The sequence below is a fragment of the Pseudomonas sp. NY15437 genome, from assembly GCF_048068435.1.
Taxonomy (GTDB): domain Bacteria; phylum Pseudomonadota; class Gammaproteobacteria; order Pseudomonadales; family Pseudomonadaceae; genus Pseudomonas; species Pseudomonas nitroreducens_B.
In genome coordinates, this window is record NZ_JBLUQC010000013.1 from 91,119 (window position 1) to 114,367 (window position 23,249).

Genomic DNA, 23,249 nt, shown 5'->3' on the forward strand with positions numbered 1-23,249 from the left:
ATTTAGCACTCTGAAAGCCCTGTAACCCTTGTTTTACGGGGATTCTCCCCTTGGTTTGCGTAGAGTATTTGCGTAGAGTGGTGCGTGGACTAGCCCCTTTACGCAAGGCTTTACGCAGATGCCCAAGCAGCCCCCGAAGTACAACCCGCAATCGAACAACCTCGTCCTTCGGGGCACGATTTGGCATGCACGCATGGATGTGCCGTCTGATGCCCGCAATGCTTTCGATCCTCCCCGCAAGGTTCTCTGCAAAAGCCTAAGGACTGGCGACAGCCACGAAGCCAAGAAACGCGCTCGACACCAGCTTTCGGCATGGTGGCAAAAGATCGACACCTTCCGGGCAAGCCGGAAATCCACTGATGAGTGGCATATGGAAGTCGCGGGCAAGGTCGCCAACCTCACGGAGCTGACAGACAAGCTATTTGCAGACGTTGTGCTTCGTGGAGACCCCAATCCAGCAGACCAGTTGATCGACCTGGGATTAGATGGCGTTCGGGAGAAGTGGCTTGAGCATCCCGTTCTCAATCACGTCTACCGTCACATAGTGCAAGCTGGTCGGTACTCAGAAGACGATTCAATTCGTGCACCTGCGCTTTGGCTGTCTGTAGAGACCGACCCAGTTAAGCGCTTGCGGATGCTGCTTAGCGTGCTGAAAGAAACGTTCCTCGACCTCTACCCTGATCGAACAACGACAGAGAAGAATCAAGCTGCCTTCATCGTAGAGGACCCAACATCCTATAAGCCAAAGTCGCCCATCACGAAGAAATTGCAGGAGGAGTTCAAGGCCCACCTTCTCCTGAAGGTGAAGGCATCTTCTGTAACATCCTACACTTTGAAACTTCAGACGTTCTCAGAGTGGCTAACCGCATCCGGTAAACCTATTACGTTCCTATCGGTTGCTGAGTTTCTTAACGCAACGTCTGATAACGCCAACACCCGCCGCTCTTACGTCTCTGCGCTATCTAAGTTCCATAAGTGGGCACTGAAATACAGTCCACAGTACAGCTCCCAATTCTCTGCCAATGACAAACCTTTTGCGGAGCACGAACACGATGACCGTGGAGACGGAAAGGGCGATAAATGGAAAGTGTTCACGAAAGAAGAAGTAGAGAAACTACACGCTGAAGCAGCCAAGAATGAGGATACTGACCTAGCCGATTTGATTATGCTGGCTGCATATTCGGGATGCCGTATATCAGAGCTTGCCAAGCTTCGCGTTAGCCTTGTAACCATTGCCGATAATCAGCCGTATAGCTTCCGTGTTGAGGATGCAAAATCTAAAGCAGGCAATCGAGAGATCCCAATACACTCGGCATTACTACCGATGTTCCGTAAGCGACTTGCCGCACCATACACACCTAATGAATTCCTATTCCCTGGACCTGATCGCCTAACAGGGAACCTTCGTATCCCAGTGCTAAGCGAACGATTTACGAAGCTAAAGAAGTCACAAGGCTTTACAGACCTGCACTGCTTCCACTCTATCCGCAAGACAACAACATCCGAACTTCTCCAGAAAGGTGTCAACCCAGATTACATACCGTTCATTATTGGTCATGCGACTGGAAAGTTAACATTCGACGTGTATACGGACGGCATATCAATGGACCAAAAGGTCGAGGCGATATCAAAACTATCGTTCAACTTCTCAACCAACTCATAGGAACTAAGCTGCAAGAGCCTATTCTACAAGGAAAGTTGCTCTTAGTTGTAATTAACTCTTGACTTATTACAACTTATGGCTTATACTTGGGTTGTAAGGTTATAAAAGTTTCTTGCTTTCCCTTAACATCTTTCCCTCCTGGCAACGTTACTCCTTAGTTGCTGGTCCGCTGACTACGGCAATACTCATCCTCCGTTGTCGTAGCTCAGCACTCTAATTCAAAGTATCACAAGGTTATCGTCTCTTGGGAGATTGGCGCTGACCTTTGCCTCTGCTTCCCGTGGCAGGTGATATCACGGGCTCTAATTCCTTTTCCTTAATCAAAGTTGGGAATGCGCCCAAGGTTCCGCAAGACCTCATAGCCATAGCCGAGTGGTGGGCATCATCGGCGTCCTCCCGCAACGTCTCCATGCGTGAATGCTGCCTAGCCGTGCAGTGCGGATACGGCCACCTCATATCTTTAAGGCCCCTTGACGGGGCCTTTCTTTTGCTCAACCAAAACTCAAACTCTTTAATTAACTCATAGAGGATATTTTCATGCGTAAAGTTTACCGTATCGCCTGCCATTGTTGCGGCGACCTATTTTTCACCCGTTCGATTCTTTCTAAGTTCTGCTCCAAACGTTGCAGCAACAAAGCCTTTAGAAGTAAGGCCACTCCAACTCAGTCCGACCTACAGAAGTTATTCGAACAGCAGAACGAAATCAGTGCTGCTGATATTGAACAGCAGGACGTAGCATGACTTACTTTATCGTGCACCGTGACCACAACGTTATACTTGGTACGGCTGATGTTGTATACGCTAGCTTTAATAGCTACTACGTAGAAGCAAATGAAGCCCAAGTTGAGGCTTACGAGAAACTAGCAGCCACTTTACCAACCGATCATTATGTTGAGCTTTCCGATATTATTCGACCATCTCGACAACCTAAATCACAATCAGAAGGACATAAGCCAGCAACTCCAGAGTTTAGGAAGTCCATTGCCGGCATGTTCAGGCAAAAAGGAAAATAATATATGACCCAGAAATATGTTTACGGCAAAGATGTTCTAGAGTTTGATCTGTACAAGTTCGATCAGAGTAAACTACAGGCGGTTATTCAAGATCATGAATCCCGATACTTGAACGGTGTAACAACATTTGTTGAGGACGGGTTAGCTGCCAACCTAAACTTCCGCGAGAGTCCCTTCAAAGTTGCTTTACCTAAGCTGCTAGAACTGCATGACCTTGGCTACACGCTCCGTCTCGATAAGTACGCTGATGTTGTCGATGGGGTGGTTGATGTGACCTTGCGGAAGCCTCAGCACATCATCGATGCCGAGTTGATCGAGGTTCGCCGGGTAGCGGCTGATCGCTACGAAGCTGACCGTTATGCGCTCAATGCCGCCGAGACAACCCGGCAGGTTGAGATTTCCCTCGCCCGAACTGCTAGAGATGCCGAGAAGCAGCGCCAGCTTGCCGAGCAGAAAGCAGCAGCGGAAGCTCGTGAACGTGCGCTTGCAGAGCTGCGTGCTGAGTACCATCCCGCCTAGTCGTCATTGACAAATTCTATCAGACATGCAATGATGGCCGGCATCCCTTGAACACCAACCCGCCCGGACAACTTCGAAATGAAGCACCTGTCTGCGTGGGTATTGTGCCGCCTGAAGAAATGTAAAACACACAAGGAGACCTAAATGAAATGCTCAAGTTACGACTGACTCCAGCAACGTATGCCGCGCTGCTCGCCCAAGCAAAGGCAACTGGCGTCAGCCTTGCCGCTTTGATATCGAACCTGCTGGACACCATCACCCAAGGGGAAATGCCCATGCACCAGATGACCGAACACAACACCCACAATCTCTACCAAGGAGAATTTAATGACCAATGTAGTAGCCCTGGACCGCTCCACTGATACAGAACAACAAGCAATCGCCAAGCTCCGCGAGCGATTCGTTCGCGTCCCCTCCAAAACGCCTAATCCTGCTTACCGTGATCTGCTGACGGGCATAGTCCAGTCCGATCCCGGCGTGCTGCTTGCCTACTATCGCAAGCAAGGCGGCACCAAGCTCAAGGAAGGCGCCCCGCTCCCCCTTACGGTTGTCATGGGTGACAGCTTCCTGCCCGGCGCCCCCCGCATCCTTTCTGGCGACCTACTAAATCTTTGGACACCGCCCGACCTACAGCCGTCAGGTGCTCGCGTCACCAAGGAGCAAGTGGCCCCATTCGTTGAGTTCATGGAACGATGGTTCCCCGTCCAAGAAGAGCGGAAATACATGTGGCAATGGATCGCTCACGCTGTCCGCTATCCACATCACCGCATCACCACCACGCCGCTGCTACGCTCGGATCACGGCACCGGTAAAGGTTTCTTCGCGGAATACCTCATGGCCGGCCTGCTGGGTGAGAAGAGTGTGGCGAACACCGGCCTAAAAACCGTTGTGGGCGACTTCAACGAGATTCTTGAAGGTAGAACCTTCGTCGTGATCGATGAGCTGTATAAGGACGGCACTGCCACTGCCAACGCGCTCAAGTCCATTCAGGGAAACCAAACGATCAGCCTGAATCGCAAGCATCAGCCTGTTGTCACCATCAAGAACTACATCAATTTCATCGTCACCAGCAATGACACGGTGCCGCTGGACCTTGAACCTGACGACCGCCGTTTCTGGGTTCCACAGTTCATCAAGCACAAGGTAGATGGCAGGGAGACTGCCCATTTCATCAATGCCACGCTTCGCCCCTGGCTGGGGGGTGGCGGCTTCCAATTGGTGCGTGATTATCTGGAACAGCTCAATCTGACTGATTTCTACCCCACATCTCCAGCGCCGATGACTCCAAGCAAACAAGAGATGATCGGTCTGAACCCGAAGGAAGAGTTAGCCGAGTTCGTCGCGGATCAGATCGCGGACGCCCACGTGGTCAAAGCGGCAGACATCGTGCTCGCGTATAGGCTGGACACTGAACAGGATGTGTCTCAACCCGCCGTCACAAAGGAACTGCTGAACAAGGGTTGCAAGAAGAAAAGAACAGATCGCGGTGCATTGTGGATCACGCCAAAAGGTCTGGAGGCTGGTCTGTCACCAACTTCTCCGGCTGGCGAGTTGCACAAGGCTTATGGAGGCTGACGGGTCTGACGGGTGACTGACGGGTCTACAGAAAACCCGTCAGCCCTGCAGACCACGTAATCCGTGGGCTACAGCGATACACTGACGGGTCTGACGGGTTTACATCGTCTTTTTATTATTAGGTGTCACAGGTTCTATCTCACGCAGGATAAGCGAAGCGAATCCGATGGGCGTGAGTAGAACAAGCGAGCACGAAAGGCGTAGCCGTGTGCGTAGCTTGGTGAGGTGAGACGCGCAGTAAAGTACCCACAAGATTCGTCTGAGGGTTTCTCCCCCGCCTATCAAAATTCCCTCACAGTATCTATTCGAGAACTATTCTCATTACATAAGCCCACCGATTGCCGGTGGGGCTTCTTGCTATCTGGATTTCCCTACAGTCCCTGTTCATGCGTCCTTCGCACGATGGGGGCTTAGCAAACTTCCCTCGTGCACGTGCAAAAGTAGGAATTCCTACCGATTCTTCAGAATCCACACTACTGATCACTTTTTGATCTGCACGGAACTGCGTATCTGTGGGAATTTCCCACGGTTTCCCAAAACACCATTTCTGGTGGTTTACCGGCTCCGTATTCTTTTGGCCTTACCCTCAGGACCACAATTCAATGAATACAAAAAGGTAGAGAAATCCGTATTCAATAGGGTTGCTTTGAATTGTGAATACAAGTATCGTAGCAACATCTAGAGTCAAATGAATACAGAGGGGCACGAAATGGCAAAGGTCGGATACGTTCGCGTTAGCTCGGTTGACCAGAACACGGAACGTCAACTTGACGGTGTGCAGTTGGACAAGGTGTTCACTGACAAGGTGTCTGGTGCTACCACTGATCGTCCCCAGCTTCACGCCATGCTCGATTACGTTCGGGAAGGGGATGTGATCGTTGTTCACTCGATTGATCGCCTAGCGCGTTCTCTGGTCGATCTGCTGGCACTGGTACAAGGTCTTACTACTCGTGGTGTGCATGTCCACTTCCACAAGGAAAATCTGGTCTTCACTGGCGAGGCTAACCCCACTCAGGACCTGATGTTGAACATCATGGGTAGCGTTGCACAGTTCGAACGGACAATGATCCGTGAGCGCCAGCGTGAGGGCGTAGCTAAGGCTAAGGCCAAAGGTGTCTACAAGGGCCGTGTTAAGACAGTAGATGACGAAGCTATCCGTTCATTGGTTGCATCTGGTGTGTCCTACCGCAAGGCTGCTGAACAGTTGGAAGTCAGCTTGAGCACTGTACAACGCGCAATGAAAGCTGCCTGACCCTTCTGATTCATCCCTCAAGCCTCCTTCGTGGAGGCTTTTGCATATCTGGTGCTAGCCAATCCTCAACAATCGCTGCTACAGCCTCTGGGATGCTCTGTATTGCACGATCAAGCAGAGGCAGTACCTACCCACTAGGGTAGTGGATATTTTGTTTTTAAAGCCTCCTAGACCCATTCCTGAGCCCTTGGGCATTAAGCACCGACCCGCATACGGACGGATATTTTCCCAGACTCACGAAGCGGCTAGCTTAACTTTTACCAAGTTGATGAAAGCGGAGCAGGCGACGAGCATGAACTTCGCATCCTCAAACTTAATGTTTGCTTCATCTAACATGCCGTGTCGAATTCCATCCTCGTCAGAGGCGTATCCATAGAGACTGGTAAATGCGCTCTTTAGCGAACGATGTAGTTCTATCTTTTCTTCTAACTTCTTCAGAAGCTGTCCCAGCGTCCCTTTCTCACCGAGAGTATTCTGTGCGAGGCTTTCAACTGCACTAATCGATTCTTTGATGGAATTTCGGTAATCAGGTTTATCTCGATCAGATAAGAATTCCAACGCTCTTATCATGTGAGTTTTGTCCCCACTACTAGCTCCACCTATCGCCTGCTCGATTTCGTCGACCTCATGCTGCTCTGTAATCCTGACAATTTCTTTTCCGACGAACCTGTAAGCCGAAACTTCCTTTTCTAAAACCTTGTTGCACCTATCGACTAGCGTCTGATAGCTCGAACGAAACTCATAGTTCTGGACAACAAGTTCGAGGAAGTCATAAACGGAATTCCATGGGCACTCGAAGAAATTCGACCTAATCTTACCGTAGATTTCGTCCCACTTATTTCCACGAGCATCCAATGCCTTTCCCAAGTATGAAACCCAGATAACACTGGTAAGGTTTCTTATCCTTCGGTTTTCTGTAGAGCTGAAGTACCTGCTCCTGTCGTAACGACTCCACACAACCTCTATGAGAGCATTCCACAAGCCTATCCGCAGCGGCATGTCCATTGAGTCAATCTGGACGATATCTTTTGGAACTACATATCCATATTTTTCAGAAAACCCCATCCCCTATTTCCTCATCCCAATATTGTTGCAACGACAGACGCCACAGATACAGCGATTGCGATCCACGCTAGTGTGGTAGCGTGCCGAGCCCTGCTATCTTCAGCCTGCAAGCTAGCCAGCACGGATGCTAGAAGTGGGAAGTTAACGCAGTGCCGATCATTGCCAGCCTTCAGGGTGAAAAATGCGATACTGGCTCCATCTGGACGCTGGTAGCCGTACTTTTGCTCAAGGTGAAAATACAATCGGCCAAACACGATATCGCCGTCCACCCTGAGTCGATCAGCAATCTTCTGACAATTAATAGGAACGAAAACCTTACTCTCCCTGTCGTTCTCAGCACCCCGCGAAAACGAAGAGAACTCTCGATAATACTCTTCGTAAATTATCTGCAAGACATCCAAATCCGTTGGGACTCTCAACCTTACCCCCTACCTTTAAGCTCAGTGAAAAACAAATCCACCTCAGCCAAGTAAGAATCAGCGAAACTGAAGAACTTCTGCCTTGATCTCGTGACGAGCGTTTTCTGGGACTCCTCGTTAAACCCACAGGGATAGACCTCATCTCCAAGCAATGCCTTCTCTAACAGCATGTCGATTGAACTCAACTTACCGAGCAATGAAAGAAGCTCTATATTTCTCGCATCACTAGAAATCCAACCAACATTACCAGACTCGGATTTCCTTGTTTGAATCAGGCTGTGACAAGTAAATTTACAGCGAGACAATCGCTCCCTTATAATCTCAAGCCTAATTTTATCCGACTCGTCAGAAAGCAATGCCTTAAGCTCGCCCACCGACACTAGAGTGATATTGCTTAGCTCAGAAAATCGCAACGCACCACTCTGAAATCCCTTTTCCGATACAATAACTCCACGATCAGCGCCTACGTCACTAACAATAGATTGGAGTGCAGCAACCTTTTCCTTTGGAACCTTGGTATTCCAACATTTGCACTCAACTACCCAGCTACAATCTATTCCGTTTTTCTTGAAGGTTACGTAGACATCTATTCGATGCTCACCACGAACACCAATCAAAGTTTTTTCCACCACAGCCGCACAGCCGGCGGCTCGGAATATCTCAGCTGTACTCTCCTGGAACTCTCGCCAATTCACTTCATTTCCTTATGCGTAGTGTGCCGTGGCATTGACGCATCAGTAGATGCCCAGACCTGAGTAGGCTGGACTGATGGCCAGATGCTAACAGCAATCATCAGCCAGATAGGAGGCGTAACCGGAGCAAGCGACGGATACACCGTCTGGACGACCGCCATGCTTGCCGGAATGGGACGTCACGCTATAGATGCATCACCTGAAAATGGTAGAGTCCGCCAGCGCAACGAGCGGAGCTTTGCGTAGAGTTTTGCGTAGAACAAAGAATCACAAATCAATGTAAGCTATTGATTTTTAAGGCGTTAGAATTGGACTTACAAATCGACGATTTCTACAAGGACGCCGCCTCGGGCCTGCTGACGCTCTACCAGGCCTTCCCGCGCAAGATCGCCCTCTATGTCGAGGACCTGATCGGCCGGGAAGAGCCTGACGAGTTCGGCCTGCCCAGTACGCGCCACCAGAGTTGCCTGGGCGCGTTGCTGTGGCTGGCCGACGAAGGCTACCTGCGCTTCGAAGCGACCATTCGCTACGAGGCGCTGGACCAGGCCGTGCTCAGCGAAAAGGCCTTCATGCGCCTGACCCGCATCGTCCCCCACGCCGTGCGCGACGGCGAGGAACTGCCGCCCAGCGTGCGCCGCGACCAGGCCACGCTGGCCAACCAGCTGCGCGAGGCGCTGGCCGCCCGGCACGGGGAGCGCATCGCGCGGCTGACCCGTCTACTCTTCGAGAGCGAGCCCGGGCGCCTGTAATCCGGGCAGGCGACACAAGTTGAAATAGTCCCCGAGTTGAATCGCCTGGGGGCCAACCGTATATACCCCGCATACTATTCAGCGATCCCGTGCGCTACTGTGCCCGGCGATCCGGAAAGCCGCGTTCCCAGGCGGTTTTCCCCAATGTCACCGTGAGGAGAAGCTTTACGCCATGATGCGCATCCTGTTGTTCCTGGCCACCAACCTGGCAGTTCTGGTGATCGCCAGCATCACCCTGAAACTGCTCGGCGTGGACCGTTTCACCGGCCAGAATTACGGTAGCCTTCTGATTTTCTGCGCCGTGTTCGGCTTCGCCGGCTCCCTGGTTTCGCTGTTCATCTCCAAGTGGATGGCGAAGATGAGCACCGGCACCGAGATCATCAGCCAACCGCGCACCCGCCACGAACAGTGGCTGCTGCAGACCGTCGAAGAACTGTCCCGCGAAGCCGGCATCAAGATGCCGGAAGTGGGCATCTTCCCTGCCTACGAGGCCAACGCCTTCGCCACCGGCTGGAACCGCAACGACGCGCTGGTCGCGGTCAGCCAGGGCCTGCTCGAGCGCTTCTCGCCTGAAGAGGTGAAAGCCGTGCTGGCCCACGAGATCGGCCACGTGGCCAATGGCGACATGGTCACCCTGGCGCTGATCCAGGGCGTGGTGAACACCTTCGTGATGTTCTTCGCGCGCATCTTCGGCAACTTCGTCGACAAGGTGATCTTGAAGAACGAAGACGGCCCGGGCATCGGCTACTTCGTCGCGACCATCTTCGCCGAACTGGTCCTGGGTATCCTCGCCAGCATCATCGTCATGTGGTTCTCGCGCAAACGCGAATACCGTGCCGACGAAGCCGGCGCCCGCCTGGCCAGCACCGGCGCGATGATCGCCGCGCTGCAACGCCTACGCGCCGAACAGGGCGTACCGGTGCAGATGCCGGATTCGCTGCAGGCCTTCGGCATCAACGGCAACCTCAAGCACGGCCTGGCTGGCCTGTTCATGAGCCACCCGCCGCTGGAAGACCGTATCGAAGCCCTGCGCGCCGCTGGCCGCTGAGTTTCAAGGCAATAAAAAAGGGCGGCCCACGGGCCGCCCTTTTTCATGCCTGCAACTCAGCCGCGACGCAGTGCGAACACCACCTCGTCCAAATGGCCGACGCCACGCTTGAGGAACTTCGGGTTTTCCGCCAGCACGTCGAGGCGCTCCACCTCCTCCACGCTCCACGCGGGGGCAAACAACCCGCGCACCTCCTCCGCCAGCACGGCGAACGGCGGGCCGTCCATTTCCGCCTGCGGGTATTCCAGGCTGACCAGCAACCCCCGCGCCTGCTGCGGCAGGATGCGCTGCAGATGCGCCGCGTAGGCCGTGCGCAGGTCCGGTGGCAGGGCGATCAGCGCGGCGCGGTCATACAGCCCGCTGCAGCCCGCCACCTGCTCGGCGCTCACGTCGAAGAAGTCGCCCTGGAGAATCTCCAGGCGCTCGTAGCTGTAGCGGCGCAGCGCTCCCTCCGTGCTGACCTGCGGGGTCACCCCCAGTTCGGCGAAGAAGTCCACGGCGGCACGCTCGGCCAGTTCGACCCCCAGCACGCGATACCCCCACTGCGCCAGCCAGAGCATGTCCAGGCTCCTGCCGCACAGAGGCACCAGGACCTGCGAATCCTCGGGCAGCCCGAGGTTCGGCCAGTGCCGTTGCAAGCCCGGATTCACCGCCTGCTGATGGAAACCGATTTCATTGCGCGCCCAGCGCGACTGCCAGAATTCATGTTGCATAATCACCTGCTCATACACTGCGCAACGCGCGGGGCAGCAGCCAGCGCCACCAGGCGCCGCGCCGCTCGCGCTGACTCTCTCCGGCGTCGAGGATTTTCAGCCGCACCTGGTCACCGCGAACCCGCTGCACGCAGATCTCGGTACCATCCTCCAGACGGAGGCAGTCGCCGATTTCGAGCATTAGGATTTGTTCGACTTGCTGCATAGCTGAATTCGCCATTCGCTTCGGAAATTTCCGCAAACTCTAACGCATCGTCCGACTGACATCCCGGCGAAGTGCTCTATGGCGCTCCACTCCCTGAGTCTGGAACCGAGTTGGCACTTCTGCGGGGAAGCAATCGGGGTATCAAACGCGGCGAATGCATCGCCATTTACGATCATTACTGTCAAAAACCTATACTGGTTTTCGATCTTTAGCCGCGTGAACATAGAGGCATCCCCGTAGCGAGGTTCGCCATGCTCCCTGCCCTGTTCATCTCCCACGGCTCCCCCATGCTGGCCCTGGACCCCGGCGCCAGCGAGGCGCCGCTCAAGCGCCTGGCGCACGAACTGCCGCGCCCGAACGCCATCCTGGTGGTTTCCGCCCACTGGGAAACCCCTGACCTGCGCGTCACCGCCTCTCCCCAGCCCGACACCTGGCACGACTTCTATGGCTTTCCGCCAGAGCTGTATGCCGTGCAATACCCGGCCAAGGGCTCGCCGGAGCTGGCCCAGCGCGTCGTCGACCTGCTGGCCGACGACGGCCTGCCGGCCAGCCTCGATGCGGAGCGCCCGCTCGACCACGGCGCCTGGGTGCCGCTGAGCCTGATGTACCCGGCCGCCGACATCCCCGTCGTGCAACTGTCGTTGCCCAGCCGCCTGGGTGCGGCCGTGCAGCAGCGCATCGGCCGTGCCCTGCGTGCCCTGCGCGAGGAAGGCATCCTGCTGATCGGTTCCGGCAGCATCACCCACAACCTGGGCGAGCTGGACTGGCATGCCGGCCCCGAGGTCATCACCCCCTGGGCCAAGGTCTTCCGCGACTGGATGGTGGCCCGCCTGCAGGCCGACGACGAAGCCGCCCTGCTCGACTATCGCCAGCAGGCGCCCCACGCGGTACGCAACCACCCACGCGACGAACACCTGCTGCCGCTGTACTTCGCCCGCGGCGCCGGCGGCCCGGCGATGACGGTGGAGCACGCCGGCTTCACCCTCGGCGCGCTGGGAATGGACATCTACCGCTTCGGCTGAGCACTGCCGTAGGAGCGAGCTTGCTCGCGAACAAATTCCCGGCAGCGCCGTCATCAAGCGGTTCGCGAGCAAGCTCGCTCCTACAGAAAGCGGCCAGGTGCCGAAGGGATTTCCCCGGAAACGAAAAAGCCCCGCCAAGGCGGGGCTTTTTCATGGGCGGGAGACTGACGAATCAGTCTTCGCGGTAGCGGCGCAGGCGCAGCGCCTTGCCGGCGACGCGGGTATCCTTGAGCTTGGTCAGCAGTCGGTCGAGGTTCTCTTCCGGCAGCTCGATCAGGCTGAAGGTCTCGCGGATCTGGATGCGGCCGATGGCCTCGCGGGACAGGCCGCCCTCGTTGAGGATGGCGCCCAGCAGGTTCTTCGCCTGCACGCCGTCACGGGCGCCCAGGGCGGTACGGCAACGGGCCTTGCCTTCCGACGGCGGAGCCATGGTGCGGGGTGCGCCGCTGCGCTCCGGACGGTCGCCGCGCTCGGGGCGATCGCCACGTTCGCTGCGCTCGTAACGGTCGGTGCGCTCACGCGGGGCGGCCGGGGTCAGCGGCTGTTCGCGGCGGACCGATTCCAGGTCCAGCGCCTTGCCTTCGGTCAGCTTGGCCAGCAGCACGGCGGCCAGGGTATCCATGTCGGTACCCAGGCGGCGGCACAGCTCGTCACGCACGGCGCCGCGGCTGGCAACGGCGTTGGCCAGCAGCGGTTGCAGGCCGGTGGCCAGGCGGTTCAGGCGGGCTTCGAGCACGGTGTCGGCGTCCGGCAGGCGAACTTCGCCGACCTTCTGACCGGTCACACGCTCGATCACCTGCAGCATGCGACGCTCACGCGGGGTCACCAGCAGCAGGGCGCGGCCTTCACGACCGGCACGGCCGGTACGGCCGATACGGTGTACGTAGGATTCCGGGTCGTAGGGCATGTCCACGTTCAGGACGTGGGTGATGCGCGCCACGTCGAGGCCGCGGGCGGCGACGTCGGTGGCGATGACGATGTCCAGCGAGCCGTCCTTCAGGGACTCGATCACGCGCTCACGCTGGGCCTGCGGCATGTCGCCGTTCAGCGCGGCGGCACGGTAGCCCTGGCGCTCGAGCAGCTCGGCGATGTCCAGGGTAGCCTGCTTGGTGCGGACGAAGCCGATCAGCGCGTCGAACTGCTCGACTTCCAGCAGACGCAGGATCGAGGCCGGCTTCTGGTCGGCGTGAACCATCAGGTGCGCCTGCTCGATGCGGGCGACGGTCTGGGTCTTGGCAGCGATGCGGACGTGCTTGGGTTCTTTCAGGTGGCGCTCGGCGATGCTGCGGATCGAGGCCGGCAGGGTCGCGGAGAACAGCACGCTCTGGCGGCTGGCCGGCATGGCTTCGAAGATCACTTCGAGGTCATCCATGAAGCCGAGCTTGAGCATTTCGTCCGCTTCGTCGAGCACCAGGCTCTTGACGGTGGACAGCAGGTTTTCGTCGCGACGCAGGTGGTCGCACAGGCGGCCCGGCGTGGCGACCACGACCTGGGCGCCCTGGCGCAGTGCCTTGAGCTGCGGGCCCATGGGCGCGCCGCCGTAGACGGCAATGACGCCGACGCCCGGCATCTGCTTGGAATAGGTTTCGAACGCGGTCGCAACCTGCAGGGCCAGCTCGCGGGTCGGCACCAGCACCAGTACCTGCGGTACGCGGCGGCTCGGGTCGATCTGCGACAGCATCGGCAGCGCAAAGGCAGCGGTCTTGCCGGTCCCGGTCTGGGCCTGGCCAATCATGTCGTGGCCTTCGAGGATCACCGGGATCGACTGGGCCTGGATCGGCGAGGGTTCTTCATAACCGACAGCGGCGATGGCAGCGAGAACATTGGGGTGAAGACCGAGCGCGGCGAAGCCGGCGGTTTCCTGGGTCATGGGTTTTGCCTCTAAATACATCCGCAAAGACCCAAGAGCCGAGCTGCGCATGCCCTGTACGACAATGAAGTCACCCAGGCAGCTGGAAGCGGGGATTTGCGAAATGAAGATTGGAAGAATGCGTCAAGGAAGTCCGCACTGCGGACACATAGACCGAGCGTGAAGCTGCGGAAAAATGCGGGATCCGAAACGAGGCCAGCGTTTGGCCGGCGCGTATCATACCGGAAAATCCTGACCAATGTGTTTCTTTTCGGAACATGGCCGGCGAACGGTCATTGCGTAGACAATCCCGCCACTGCCGGCTATACCCTGCTGGCCACCTGTCCGGAGCCCTACCGATGACCGCCAGCAGCGAACCGCGCATCACCGTCGAACGCCAGGACCACGTCCTGCTGCTAGGGCTGAACCGGGTCGAGAAGCGCAACGCCTTCGACCTGGACATGCTCACCCAACTGGTCCAGGCCTTTGGCGACTACGAGCGGGACGATGACCTGCGCTGCGCGCTGGTGTTCGCCCACGGCGACCACTTCACCGCCGGCCTGGACCTGGCCAACATCGGCGAGACCTTCCGCACCGGCTGGACCATGCCGGAAGGCTCGGCCGACCCGTGGGGCACCTTCGGCGGCCGACGCCTGACCAAACCGTTGCTGGTGGCCGCGCAAGGCTACTGCTTCACCCTGGGCATCGAGCTGATGCTGGCCGCCGACATCAACCTGTGCGCCAGCAACGCGCGCTTCGCCCAGCTCGAAGTGCAGCGCGGCATCTTCCCCTTTGGCGGCGCCACCCTGCGCATGCACCAGGTGGCCGGCTGGGGCAACGCAATGCGCTGGTTGCTCACCGGCGACCCGTTCGATGCCCACGAGGCCTACCGCATCGGCCTGGTGCAGGAAGTCACCGCGCCGGAGGAACTGATGCCCCGCGCCCTGTGGCTGGCCCAGCGGGTCGCCGCCCAGGCGCCGCTGGGCATCCGCGCTACCCTGGCGTCGGCGCGCCGCAGCCTGGACGAGGGTGAGGAAGCGGCGGCGCGGCTGCTGCCCGCCATGGCCAGCGAACTGCTTTCCACCGAGGATGCGCAGGAAGGTTTGAACGCCATGCTCGAGCGCCGCGAAGGCCGATTCCAGGGCAAATGAGCGCCCGCGCAAAACGCAAACGGAACGCTCGTGCGAAAAGCGCTATATCCAAGGTATTAGAAATACTGGCAAAACGGTCTTAATTCTTTAGTTTTCCCTTAAAAATCAGATAGTTATTTTTCACAAAACGACTATATACAAGTTCCAATTTCGCGCCTGAAAACAAACCTCTAGAACTGACTCCAGAGCAGCTCAGTGGCTCGCCGGATACCGACCGGGACGCACGCTGACTGACGTTCTCATGGAGGAATTCGATATGTCTGGCCCGATCCGCGTTTTCGCACTTTCCCTTCTCGTTGTTGCCCTGTCGCTGCAAGGTTGCAGCAGCCACGGTGGTAGCAGTCACCACCGATCTTCCGATAGCAGCTCCACCGATGACGGCTCCGGCTCGGGTGGCAGCGGCGGCAGTGGTAGCGGCGGCGATGGCTCCGGCGGCGGAACCGACGGCAGCGGTGGCACTGGCGGCACCGGTGGCACGGGCGGGACGGGCGGCACCGATGGAACAGGCGGTACCGGCGGGACTGGCGGCACCGGAGGAACCGGCGGAACGGGTGGCGGTGGCGACGGCACGGGCGGCGGCGAAACTCCCGGCGGTGGCACCACGCCCCCGGCCAGCACTACCGGCAACATCCTGACCAATACCGGCGAAGCCGTCTCCAATGTCGGCGACACCGTGGGCACCGTGGGCGGCGTGGTGAAGAACGTCGACCTGCCGATTCTGGGCGATGGCGTCACCCAGAATGCCGGCACCCTGATCCAGGAAGTCGGCGCGGGCGTCGACAGCGTCGGCACCGGCGTCACCAATGGCCTCGGCCAGCTTGGCAACAACCCCAACGCGCTGGGCACCACCGTCGCCGGCGCCACCGGCCTGGTCAGCCACACCGGTGGCGCGGTCAGCAGCCTGGGCGACACCGTGGCCGCCATCGGCGATGCACCGGTGCTGGCCAATACCCCGCTCAACGGCCTGACCGGCCAGGTGGGCGGCCTGGTGGACGGCGTTGGCGGCAAGATCACCATGCTCGGCGACTCCCTCAGCGGCGCGGTCACCACCGGCCCGCTGAGCCAGCTCACCACCCAGCTCAGCGGCACCACCGCCGGCCTGGTGGGCACGGTGGAAGGCACCACCCGGAGCGTCGGCTCCGTCACCGGCCTTGGCACCCCGGTGAACAACCTGTTGACCACCGTCGGCGGCGTTGTGACCCAGACAGGCAACCAGGTAGCCACGGCGAATCCCGCCCTGGCCCCGGTCGGCGGAGTCGTCAGCGATGTGGGTCAGGCAGTCAGCGCCACCGGCGGCCTGGTCAATGGCAGCACCGCCGGCGGCGGCCTGCTCGGCAGTGTGACCGGCTCGCTGGGCGGCGCCACCGGTAGCACCAACCCGGTGGGCGGCGTGGTGAGTGGCGTGACCGGCGCGGTCGGCGGCCTCACCGGCTCGCTGGGCGGCGCCACTGGCAGCACCAACCCCGTGGGCGGCGTGGTGAGCGGCGTGACCGGCGCCGTGGGCGGCCTGACCGGCTCGCTGAGCGGCGCCACCGGCGGCAGCAACCCGGTAGGCGGCCTGGTCAACGGCGTCACTGGCACCCTGAGCGGCGTGACCAGCGGCCTCACCGGTAGCGGCGGCCTGGTGGCCGGGGCAGGCGTAGGCGTGGGCAGCACCACCCAGGGTTCCGGGGTGGCGGTCGGCGCCGGCGCCGGTACGACTGGCGGTACCAGCGGTCAGGGAGGCCTGCTGGGCAATACGCTGGGCGCCGTGGGTGGCGCGCTGGGTGGTGTGACCGGCGGACTGGGTGGTGGATTGGCGATCGGTACGCCCAAGCAATAATCCGAATTACACCCATACTGTGATAACCAGGAGCCACCCACGGCTCCTGGTCCTTTTATCGAAGTCGGTCTCATGGAGGAGCCAGATGCGCAAACTCGCTGTCCTGCCCCTGTTGTTGGCTGCACCTTTCGCCTGGGCCGAGCGCCCGATCCAGCTTCCCGGCTCCGATATCGAACAGACACTCCCCCGCCCCAACCTCCCCACCGGCGACCTTCGCCCCACCGCTCCCAAGGTCAAGGCTCCCGAACCCTCGGCCAGCCAGCCCGGACAAATTCTCCAGCAACGCGTCCGCATCAAGCGCATCGAGCTGGCCGGCGGCAAGCACTACCCCGTCGACACCTGGAAACCCCTGCTGGAGCCGCTGACCAAGCGCACCATCCAGGTCAGCGAACTGGTGGCCGCGGCCAAGGCCATCACCCAGCGCTACCAGGACGACGGCTACTTCATCTCCTTCGCCTACGTGCCCAACCAGGACTTCCGCAACGGCGTCGCGCGGATCGTGCTGGTCGAAGGCCACATCACCCAGGTCCGCTCCGCCGGTGACCTGGGCGTGCACCAGATGCGCGTGGACCGCTGGATCGAAAAGCTGAAAGCGGAGAAGCCGCTGACCCGCGAGAGCTTCGAGCGCTTCAGCGTGCTGATGAGCCGGGTGCCCGGCATGCAGATGGCCATGGCGCTCAACCCGCCCACCACCAACGACGGCGGCGCCGTGCTGGAGCTGGCCGGCAAGCAGAAGCGCTTCGACACCGGCATGAACCTCGACTCCCGGCGTGGCGAGCAGCGAGGGCTGTTCAACGCCGAGGTGATGTCCCTGCTCGGCTGGGGCGAGCAACTGCAATTCAGCTACCTCTACCCGCCGGGCGACGATCACGAGTACTACCGCGCCTGGAACTACAGCCAGCTGCTGGGCGACAACGGCCTGCAACTGCTGGCCGGCTACAGCAAGTACAACTCCCGCCCGGGCGAGAACCTGCGCCTGGCCAGCGGCCTGGAGTTCGAACGCAAGCGGCAGAACGAGCGGGTCAGCGCCGGCCTGGGGATTCCCCTGGTGCTGCGCCGCGACCTGACCTGGGACCTCAACCTGCGCGGCTACACCGTCAACGACACCAGCACCTACGACCTGGTCTACCCGGCCATCCCCTTCCGCATCGAGCAGAAGAGCAAGCTGCGCGTGGTGGGCATTGAAAGCGTCGTCCAGCAGTTCGCCGAGAAGCGCGTGCGCGCCGGCAGCGTGGCGGTGTACCAGGGGCTCAACGGCATGGGCGCGGAGGCGCCGGAGCCGATCAAGAAGAATTTCACCCGCCTGCTCGGCTACGGCGCGCAACAGGACAAGTTCGGCTCCAACTGGCAGGGCGTGGTGACCGCCGCCTTCCAGTGGAGCGACGACGTGCTGCCCGATTCCGAGCAGGTCACCTATGGCGGCGCCAATTTCGGCCGCGGCTATCCGGACGACCAGGCCAGCGGCGACAAGGGCTGGGGCGCCTCCTACGAGGTGAACTACTCGTTCCTGCGGCAGAGCACGGTGCTCAACCAGATCCAGCCCTACTTCGTCGTCGACACCGCGCGCACGCGCTACAACCAGGACGGCCTGATCGAGAACAAGCTCGGCTCGGCGGCGCTGGGCGTGCGCTTCTCCGACCGCAAGCACTACCTGGTGTCGATGGAAGTGGCCAAGCCGTTCGGCGACCGCCCGGCTGACAACAACGAGCGCAGCCCGCGGCTGAACTTCGCCTTCAGCTACCAGATTCCCTGAGGTTGCCCTCGGTGCCGGGTCACTGCGCGGGCCGCAGTGACTCGATGTAGGTGCGCAGCGAGTAGCCCAGCGTCGGTTCGAGCTGGCCGACGCGCTTCTTCAGGCCGCGAAGGTTCAGCTCCTGGTCCAGTGCGGCGGGCACAAAGACGATTACGTTGCCCTCCGGCACCGGGCATTCCCAATAGTGCCGGTTGAAGCGCCCGCGCAGCAGCGCGGCGCCCAGCGGCCGGCCATCGTCGGTGCTCCACTGGTTGATCACCAGCCAGCCGCCCGGCCGCAGCCGCTCGCGGCAGGCACCGAGGAAATCCCAGCCGATGTGCGCTGGCGCAGGTCCGGTGTCGGTATACAGGTCGAGGAAGATCAGGTCCGCCGGCTCGCACCCGGCCAGCTCCTGCACCGCATCGCCGATGCGTAGGTTCAGCCGCTCGTCTTCCACCAGCCCCAGGTGTTCGCGGGCCAGGTGCGGAATCGACGGGCGCAGCTCGATGGCCTCCACCTCTTCCAGCGGCAGGTACTTCAGGCAGGCCTGGGTCAGGCTGCCGGCACCAAAACCGAGGAACAGCGCGCGGCGCGGGCGCGAATGGCACAGCGCGCCGACCAGCATGGCGCGGGAGTAGTCGTACTCCAGCCAGCTCGGGTCGCCCATCAGCACGCAACTCTGCTCGACCTCGTCGCCGAATTCCAGGTAGCGGAAGGCGCCGCTTTCCACCACGCGGATCACGCCGAAGTCATCGCGCTCCTCGACGATCAGCCGCTCTTCGCCCAGCGGCGCATCGCTCAACAGTTCCTCGCTCACGGCCGGCTCCGCGCAGACACGGCGGTGACAATGCAGCCCGCCGACAGCGGCGAACGGCACGGATTGCCATTGAAATACAGGGGCTCGCCCACGCAATAATCCTTCGAATCAAGACGGCCAACCACCACCGGGTCGGCAAAGCCGCAAGAATAACAGCCCACGAGGCACAACCGAGCATGCGCCAGCGCAACGCCCTTCGCGATTCCACCCAGCGGCACCCATTCCCCTCGACCTTCCCCGCCCAGTGCGCCCCGGCGTACTGCGCGGGCGGCTGATCGCACGCCCGGTTTCGCCGGCCTGCCTTGCGCCACCACAGCGTTCCCCTGGACACGGACGTCCCCCCTCTTTGCCCGGCAGCCAGCCGCGCGCGGCCAAGGCCGAGCTGATACCATCGGCGGATACCGTCCACAGCCGCGAAGACCCGCCGATGAGCCTGCCCTGGAGCCCCGATAGCTGGAGAAGCAAGCCGATCCAGCAACAGCCCGCCTACCCCGATGCCAACCGCGTGAGCGAGGTCGAGCGCACCCTGGCCAGCTTCCCGCCGCTGGTGTTCGCCGGCGAGGCCCGCGAGCTGCGCCGGCAGTTCGCCGAGGTCACCGCGGGCCGCGCCTTCCTGCTGCAGGGCGGCGACTGCGCCGAGAGCTTCGCCGAATTCTCCGCGGCGAAGATCCGCGACACCTTCAAGGTGCTGCTGCAGATGGCCGTGGTGATGACCTTCGCCGCCGGTTGCCCGGTGGTGAAGGTCGGGCGCATGGCCGGGCAGTTCGCCAAGCCGCGCTCCTCCGGCGATGAGACCATCGGCGGCGTGACCCTGCCGGCCTACCGCGGCGACATCGTCAACGGCATCGGCTTCGACGAGAAGAGCCGCGTGCCGGACCCGGAGCGCCTGCTGCAGGCCTACCACCAGTCCACCGCCTCGCTGAACCTGCTGCGCGCCTTCGCCAACGGCGGCTTCGCCGACCTGCACCAGGTGCACCAGTGGAACCTCGATTTCATCGCCAACTCGGCGCTGTCCGAGCGCTACCAGCAACTGGCCGACCGCATCGACGAGACCCTCGCCTTCATGCGCGCCTGTGGGCTGGACACCGCGCCGCAGCTGCGCGAGACCAGCTTCTTCACCGCCCACGAGGCGCTGCTGCTGAACTACGAGGAAGTCTTCATCCGCCGCGACAGCCTCACCGGCGGCTGGTACGACTGCTCGGCGCACATGCTGTGGATCGGCGACCGCACCCGCCAGCTCGATGGGGCCCACGTGGAGATGCTGCGCGGCGTCGGCAACCCCATCGGCGTGAAGGTCGGCCCGAGCATGGACAGCGAGGAGCTGATCCGCCTGATCGATATCCTCAACCCGGACAACGAGCCCGGCCGCCTCAACCTCATCGTGCGCATGGGCGCGGACAAGGTCGGCGACGGCCTGCCGCGCCTGATCCAGACCGTGCAGCGCGAGGGCAAGCAGGTGCTGTGGAGTTCCGACCCCATGCACGGCAATACCATCAAGGCTTCCAGCGGCTACAAGACCCGCGATTTCGCGCGCATCCTTGCCGAGGTCCGGCAGTTCTTCGAGGTGCACCAGGCCGAAGGCAGCTACGCCGGCGGCATCCACATCGAGATGACGGGGCAGAACGTCACCGAGTGCATCGGCGGCGCGCGGCCGATCACCGAGGACGGCCTGAGTGATCGCTACCACACCCATTGCGATCCGCGCCTGAATGCCGACCAGTCGCTGGAGCTGGCGTTCCTCATTGCGGAAACGCTGAAGCAGGTTCGGCGCTGAATCCGACACAGCGCTCAGACCCGTCCTAAAGCCACTTCCCTTGGTTGACGCTCCCGGGATGTCTTCCTAGAGTGAGCGCCCTTTCGGGGGCGCCCGCCTCCCACGGATTTCGTCAACCAAGGAAGAAACCATGACCCTCCACCGTTCCCTGCTCGCCCTGCTCATCGGTGCCAGCGCCGCCCTCGCCGGCTGCCAGAACATGAACACCGACAACCTCGTGCAATCGGGCATGCTGGCCATGAAAGCCGCCACCCTGAGCGACGCCGAGATCAAGCAGGTCGCCGACGAAGCCTGCGCCAAGCAGGACGCCGAAGCCACCATCGCTCCCGCATCCAGCGCCTACACCAAGCGCCTGGACAAGATCGCCGCCGCCCTGGGCAACCCGCTCAGCGGCACCAACGTCAACTACAAGGTCTACCTCACCAGCGACGTCAACGCCTTCGCCATGGCCAACGGCTGCGTGCGCGTGTACTCCGGCCTGATGGACCTGATGAACGACAACGAAGTGGAAGGCGTGCTCGGCCACGAGATCGGCCACGTTGCCCTCGGCCACGTGAAGAAGGCCACCCAGACCGCCTACGCCACCGCCGCCGCGCGCACCGCTGCCTCGGCCGCCGGCAACAGCGCCGTCGCCGCCCTGTCGCAGTCGCAGCTGGGCGAAATCGGCGAAGCCCTGGTCAACGCGCAGTTCTCCCAGTCCCAGGAATCGGCTGCGGACGACTACTCCTTCGACCTGCTGAAGAAGCGCGGCATCGCCCTCGAAGGCCTGGCCAGCGCCTTCGACAAGCTGGCCAAGCTCAGCGGTGGCAAGGAAAGCAGCATGTTCGACTCGCACCCTGGCTCGCAGCAGCGCGCCGACCACATCCGCCAGCGCATCGCCAGCGGCAAGTGATCCCAGGCGGGCCTCTTCGGAGGCCCGTTCGTTTTCAGGCCTGCGCCAGCAACCCCTGCAGCCGCGCACCGGACGGCCGCCGGCAATTCACCGCCACCTGCGCAAGCCCGAGCCACCGGGCCATCTCGCCCAGTTGCTGCGCCAGCGCGGCGTGCCCCTCCTCGCTCAGGCCCTTTTCCTCTTCATGCACGGCATGCACCACCAGCGTTCCGCTGGCGCGATCGGAGCGCAGGTCGACCCGCGCGGCCAGGTGCTCGTCGAACAGGAACGGCAGCACGTAGTAGCCGTACACCCGCTTGTGTTGCGGCGTGTAGATCTCCAGGCGGTAGCGGAAGTCGAACAGCCGCTCGGTGCGGGCACGTTCCCACACGAGTGAATCGAAGGGCGACAGCAAGGCGCTGGCGCGTACCTTGCGCGGGATCACCGGGTCCGCCAGGCAATAGGCCGGCGCCTGCCAGCCCTGCACCTGCACGGGCAGCAGTTCGCCCGCCTCTACCAGTTCGGCCAGCCGCGCCTTGCTGTCGGCAGGGTCGAGGCGAAAGTAATCGCGCAGATCCTTCTCGGTGGCAACGCCCAGCGCCTGCGCCGAATGCAGCAGCAACTGGCGCTGCGCCTCGTCTTCGTCCAATTCGGGCTGTTGCAACAGGTCCGCGGGCAGTACCCGCTCGGGCAAATCGTACAGGCGCTCGAAACCGCGTCGCCCGGCCACCGTCACCTCTCCCGCGGCGAACAGCCATTCCAACGCGTGCTTCTCATCGCTCCAGTCCCACCAGGGGCCGGCCCGCTCTGCGCGGGTGGTCAGGCTGCCGGCGCCCAGCGCGCCCTGCTCGCGCACGGCGTGCAGCACCCGCTGGATCACCGCTTGCTGCTCGCGGCCGAAGCGCGCCAGTTGCTGGTAGATCCCCTGGCCATGCGCTGCGCGACGCATGCGCCAGCGCATCAGCGGGTAGAGCTGCAGCGGCAGCAGCGATGCTTCATGGCCCCAGTATTCGAACAGGCGGCGATATCGCCCGCCGCTCCAGGCTGCCTCTTCCAGCAGCGTCGGCGAATACTGGCCCAGGCGCGAGAACAGCGGCAGGTAGTGCGAGCGCACCAGTGCGTTCACCGAGTCGATCTGCAGCACACCCAGGCGCTCCAGCAGGCTGCGCACATGGCGGCGCTGCACCTCGCCGGCTGGCTTGCGCACGGTAAAGCCCTGGGCGGCCAGGGCCAGCCTGCGGGCCTGCTTGAGGGACAGGGATTCGACGATCGGCATCGCGGCCTCCAGGTCGGGACGA

21 protein-coding genes and 1 pseudogene are annotated in these 23,249 nt (G+C 60.8%); 15 read left to right on the top strand and 7 right to left on the bottom strand.

Annotation, left to right across the window (positions count from 1 at the left end):
• Positions 1–118 precede the first annotated feature (118 nt).
• From ACNFIA_RS24815 to ACNFIA_RS24845, 7 genes are all read left to right on the top strand, one after another.
• Positions 119–1,663, top strand: coding sequence for a tyrosine-type recombinase/integrase (locus ACNFIA_RS24815; protein WP_416789588.1), 1,545 nt, complete (start codon positions 119–121; stop codon positions 1,661–1,663).
• 537 nt (positions 1,664–2,200) lie between these two features.
• Positions 2,201–2,404, top strand: a complete 204-nt coding sequence (locus ACNFIA_RS24820) for a hypothetical protein (protein ID WP_416789591.1) — start codon at positions 2,201–2,203, stop codon at positions 2,402–2,404.
• The gene (locus tag ACNFIA_RS24825) at positions 2,401–2,676 is read left to right on the top strand and encodes a hypothetical protein (RefSeq protein ID WP_416789593.1); all 276 of its coding nucleotides are present in this window, start codon (positions 2,401–2,403) and stop codon (positions 2,674–2,676) included. The genes ACNFIA_RS24820 and ACNFIA_RS24825 overlap by 4 nt, the downstream gene beginning before the upstream one ends.
• Before the next feature lie 3 nt (positions 2,677–2,679).
• Complete coding sequence (locus ACNFIA_RS24830) at positions 2,680–3,195, top strand: hypothetical protein (RefSeq protein WP_416789596.1); 516 nt, start codon at positions 2,680–2,682, stop codon at positions 3,193–3,195.
• A gap of 149 nt (positions 3,196–3,344) precedes the next feature.
• Positions 3,345–3,557: a hypothetical protein gene (locus ACNFIA_RS24835; protein WP_416789599.1), complete on the top strand. Its 213-nt coding sequence runs from the start codon at positions 3,345–3,347 to the stop codon at positions 3,555–3,557.
• A complete protein-coding gene (locus ACNFIA_RS24840; protein ID WP_416789602.1) occupies positions 3,523–4,770 on the top strand; it encodes a primase-helicase family protein in 1,248 nt (415 codons plus the stop codon). Before ACNFIA_RS24835 ends, ACNFIA_RS24840 begins: the two co-directional genes overlap by 35 nt.
• Before the next feature lie 709 nt (positions 4,771–5,479).
• A complete protein-coding gene (locus ACNFIA_RS24845; protein ID WP_416789604.1) occupies positions 5,480–6,022 on the top strand; it encodes a recombinase family protein in 543 nt (180 codons plus the stop codon).
• 234 nt (positions 6,023–6,256) lie between these two features.
• Here ACNFIA_RS24845 and ACNFIA_RS24850 read toward each other — a convergent pair whose 3' ends face one another.
• Positions 6,257–7,087 carry an AbiJ-NTD4 domain-containing protein gene (locus ACNFIA_RS24850; protein WP_416789606.1) on the bottom strand — a complete coding sequence of 277 codons (831 nt, stop codon included), beginning with the start codon at positions 7,085–7,087 and terminating at the stop codon, positions 6,257–6,259.
• Positions 7,088–7,508: 421 nt separating this feature from the next.
• Positions 7,509–8,201, bottom strand: coding sequence for a restriction endonuclease (locus ACNFIA_RS24855; RefSeq protein WP_416789608.1), 693 nt, complete (start codon positions 8,199–8,201; stop codon positions 7,509–7,511).
• Positions 8,202–8,506: 305 nt separating this feature from the next.
• On the opposite strand from ACNFIA_RS24855, the gene ACNFIA_RS24860 reads away from it, so the two are divergent.
• A complete protein-coding gene (locus ACNFIA_RS24860) occupies positions 8,507–8,947 on the top strand; it encodes a hypothetical protein (protein WP_259755990.1) in 441 nt (146 codons plus the stop codon).
• A 172-nt stretch (positions 8,948–9,119) separates the two neighbouring features.
• On the top strand, positions 9,120–9,995 hold the full coding sequence (gene htpX, locus ACNFIA_RS24865) for a protease HtpX (protein WP_054909673.1): 876 nt from the start codon (positions 9,120–9,122) through the stop codon (positions 9,993–9,995).
• A gap of 56 nt (positions 9,996–10,051) precedes the next feature.
• On the opposite strand, the gene ACNFIA_RS24870 is transcribed toward htpX, so the two are convergent.
• On the bottom strand, positions 10,052–10,708 hold the full coding sequence (locus ACNFIA_RS24870) for a thiopurine S-methyltransferase (protein WP_416789609.1): 657 nt from the start codon (positions 10,706–10,708) through the stop codon (positions 10,052–10,054).
• A 10-nt stretch (positions 10,709–10,718) separates the two neighbouring features.
• A complete protein-coding gene (locus tag ACNFIA_RS24875) occupies positions 10,719–10,913 on the bottom strand; it encodes a hypothetical protein (protein WP_259755994.1) in 195 nt (64 codons plus the stop codon).
• 251 nt (positions 10,914–11,164) lie between these two features.
• Between ACNFIA_RS24875 and ACNFIA_RS24880 the strand changes: the two genes are divergently transcribed.
• Positions 11,165–11,935, top strand: coding sequence for a DODA-type extradiol aromatic ring-opening family dioxygenase (locus ACNFIA_RS24880; protein ID WP_416789610.1), 771 nt, complete (start codon positions 11,165–11,167; stop codon positions 11,933–11,935).
• A 172-nt stretch (positions 11,936–12,107) separates the two neighbouring features.
• Here the strand turns inward: ACNFIA_RS24880 and ACNFIA_RS24885 are convergent.
• A pseudogene (locus tag ACNFIA_RS24885) lies at positions 12,108–13,840 on the bottom strand (DEAD/DEAH box helicase).
• Between the two features lie 303 nt (positions 13,841–14,143).
• Between ACNFIA_RS24885 and ACNFIA_RS24890 the strand changes: the two are divergent.
• From ACNFIA_RS24890 to ACNFIA_RS24900, 3 genes are all read left to right on the top strand, one after another.
• Positions 14,144–14,935 (top strand): crotonase/enoyl-CoA hydratase family protein, encoded by a 792-nt coding sequence (locus tag ACNFIA_RS24890; protein WP_416789611.1) that lies wholly within the window; start codon positions 14,144–14,146, stop codon positions 14,933–14,935.
• Between the two features lie 256 nt (positions 14,936–15,191).
• Entirely contained in the window at positions 15,192–16,757 is a 1,566-nt protein-coding gene (locus ACNFIA_RS24895) for a collagen-like triple helix repeat-containing protein (protein ID WP_416789613.1), read from the top strand.
• Between the two features lie 85 nt (positions 16,758–16,842).
• A complete protein-coding gene (locus tag ACNFIA_RS24900; protein WP_416789615.1) occupies positions 16,843–18,510 on the top strand; it encodes a ShlB/FhaC/HecB family hemolysin secretion/activation protein in 1,668 nt (555 codons plus the stop codon).
• Positions 18,511–18,529: 19 nt separating this feature from the next.
• Here the strand turns inward: ACNFIA_RS24900 and ACNFIA_RS24905 are convergent, their stop codons facing one another.
• Positions 18,530–19,276 carry a spermidine synthase gene (locus ACNFIA_RS24905; RefSeq protein ID WP_416789685.1) on the bottom strand — a complete coding sequence of 249 codons (747 nt, stop codon included), beginning with the start codon at positions 19,274–19,276 and terminating at the stop codon, positions 18,530–18,532.
• A 457-nt stretch (positions 19,277–19,733) separates the two neighbouring features.
• On the opposite strand from ACNFIA_RS24905, the gene ACNFIA_RS24910 reads away from it, so the two are divergent.
• A complete protein-coding gene (locus tag ACNFIA_RS24910; protein ID WP_416789687.1) occupies positions 19,734–21,080 on the top strand; it encodes a class II 3-deoxy-7-phosphoheptulonate synthase in 1,347 nt (448 codons plus the stop codon).
• Positions 21,081–21,210: 130 nt separating this feature from the next.
• Positions 21,211–21,972 carry a M48 family metalloprotease gene (locus ACNFIA_RS24915; protein ID WP_416789616.1) on the top strand — a complete coding sequence of 254 codons (762 nt, stop codon included), beginning with the start codon at positions 21,211–21,213 and terminating at the stop codon, positions 21,970–21,972.
• A gap of 34 nt (positions 21,973–22,006) precedes the next feature.
• Here ACNFIA_RS24915 and ACNFIA_RS24920 read toward each other — a convergent pair whose 3' ends face one another.
• On the bottom strand, positions 22,007–23,227 hold the full coding sequence (locus tag ACNFIA_RS24920) for a winged helix-turn-helix domain-containing protein (RefSeq protein WP_416789617.1): 1,221 nt from the start codon (positions 23,225–23,227) through the stop codon (positions 22,007–22,009).
• Between the last annotated feature and the right edge of the window lie 22 nt (positions 23,228–23,249).

What these genes read in the sequence shown, in the direction of transcription:
- ACNFIA_RS24845 (WP_416789604.1), top strand. Translation starts at nt 5,480, where the DNA reads ATGGCAAAGGTCGGATACGTTCGCGTTAGCTCGGTTGACCAGAACACG.
- ACNFIA_RS24910 (WP_416789687.1), top strand. Translation starts at nt 19,734, where the DNA reads ATGAGCCTGCCCTGGAGCCCCGATAGCTGGAGAAGCAAGCCGATCCAG.
- ACNFIA_RS24830 (WP_416789596.1), top strand. Translation starts at nt 2,680, where the DNA reads ATGACCCAGAAATATGTTTACGGCAAAGATGTTCTAGAGTTTGATCTG.
- ACNFIA_RS24840 (WP_416789602.1), top strand. Translation starts at nt 3,523, where the DNA reads ATGACCAATGTAGTAGCCCTGGACCGCTCCACTGATACAGAACAACAA.
- ACNFIA_RS24815 (WP_416789588.1), top strand. Translation starts at nt 119, where the DNA reads ATGCCCAAGCAGCCCCCGAAGTACAACCCGCAATCGAACAACCTCGTC.
- ACNFIA_RS24870 (WP_416789609.1), bottom strand. Translation starts at nt 10,708, where the DNA reads ATGCAACATGAATTCTGGCAGTCGCGCTGGGCGCGCAATGAAATCGGT.
- ACNFIA_RS24880 (WP_416789610.1), top strand. Translation starts at nt 11,165, where the DNA reads ATGCTCCCTGCCCTGTTCATCTCCCACGGCTCCCCCATGCTGGCCCTG.
- ACNFIA_RS24915 (WP_416789616.1), top strand. Translation starts at nt 21,211, where the DNA reads ATGACCCTCCACCGTTCCCTGCTCGCCCTGCTCATCGGTGCCAGCGCC.
- ACNFIA_RS24825 (WP_416789593.1), top strand. Translation starts at nt 2,401, where the DNA reads ATGACTTACTTTATCGTGCACCGTGACCACAACGTTATACTTGGTACG.
- ACNFIA_RS24820 (WP_416789591.1), top strand. Translation starts at nt 2,201, where the DNA reads ATGCGTAAAGTTTACCGTATCGCCTGCCATTGTTGCGGCGACCTATTT.
- ACNFIA_RS24920 (WP_416789617.1), bottom strand. Translation starts at nt 23,227, where the DNA reads ATGCCGATCGTCGAATCCCTGTCCCTCAAGCAGGCCCGCAGGCTGGCC.
- ACNFIA_RS24895 (WP_416789613.1), top strand. Translation starts at nt 15,192, where the DNA reads ATGTCTGGCCCGATCCGCGTTTTCGCACTTTCCCTTCTCGTTGTTGCC.
- ACNFIA_RS24850 (WP_416789606.1), bottom strand. Translation starts at nt 7,087, where the DNA reads ATGGGGTTTTCTGAAAAATATGGATATGTAGTTCCAAAAGATATCGTC.
- ACNFIA_RS24835 (WP_416789599.1), top strand. Translation starts at nt 3,345, where the DNA reads ATGCTCAAGTTACGACTGACTCCAGCAACGTATGCCGCGCTGCTCGCC.
- ACNFIA_RS24890 (WP_416789611.1), top strand. Translation starts at nt 14,144, where the DNA reads ATGACCGCCAGCAGCGAACCGCGCATCACCGTCGAACGCCAGGACCAC.
- ACNFIA_RS24875 (WP_259755994.1), bottom strand. Translation starts at nt 10,913, where the DNA reads ATGCAGCAAGTCGAACAAATCCTAATGCTCGAAATCGGCGACTGCCTC.
- ACNFIA_RS24900 (WP_416789615.1), top strand. Translation starts at nt 16,843, where the DNA reads ATGCGCAAACTCGCTGTCCTGCCCCTGTTGTTGGCTGCACCTTTCGCC.
- htpX (WP_054909673.1), top strand. Translation starts at nt 9,120, where the DNA reads ATGATGCGCATCCTGTTGTTCCTGGCCACCAACCTGGCAGTTCTGGTG.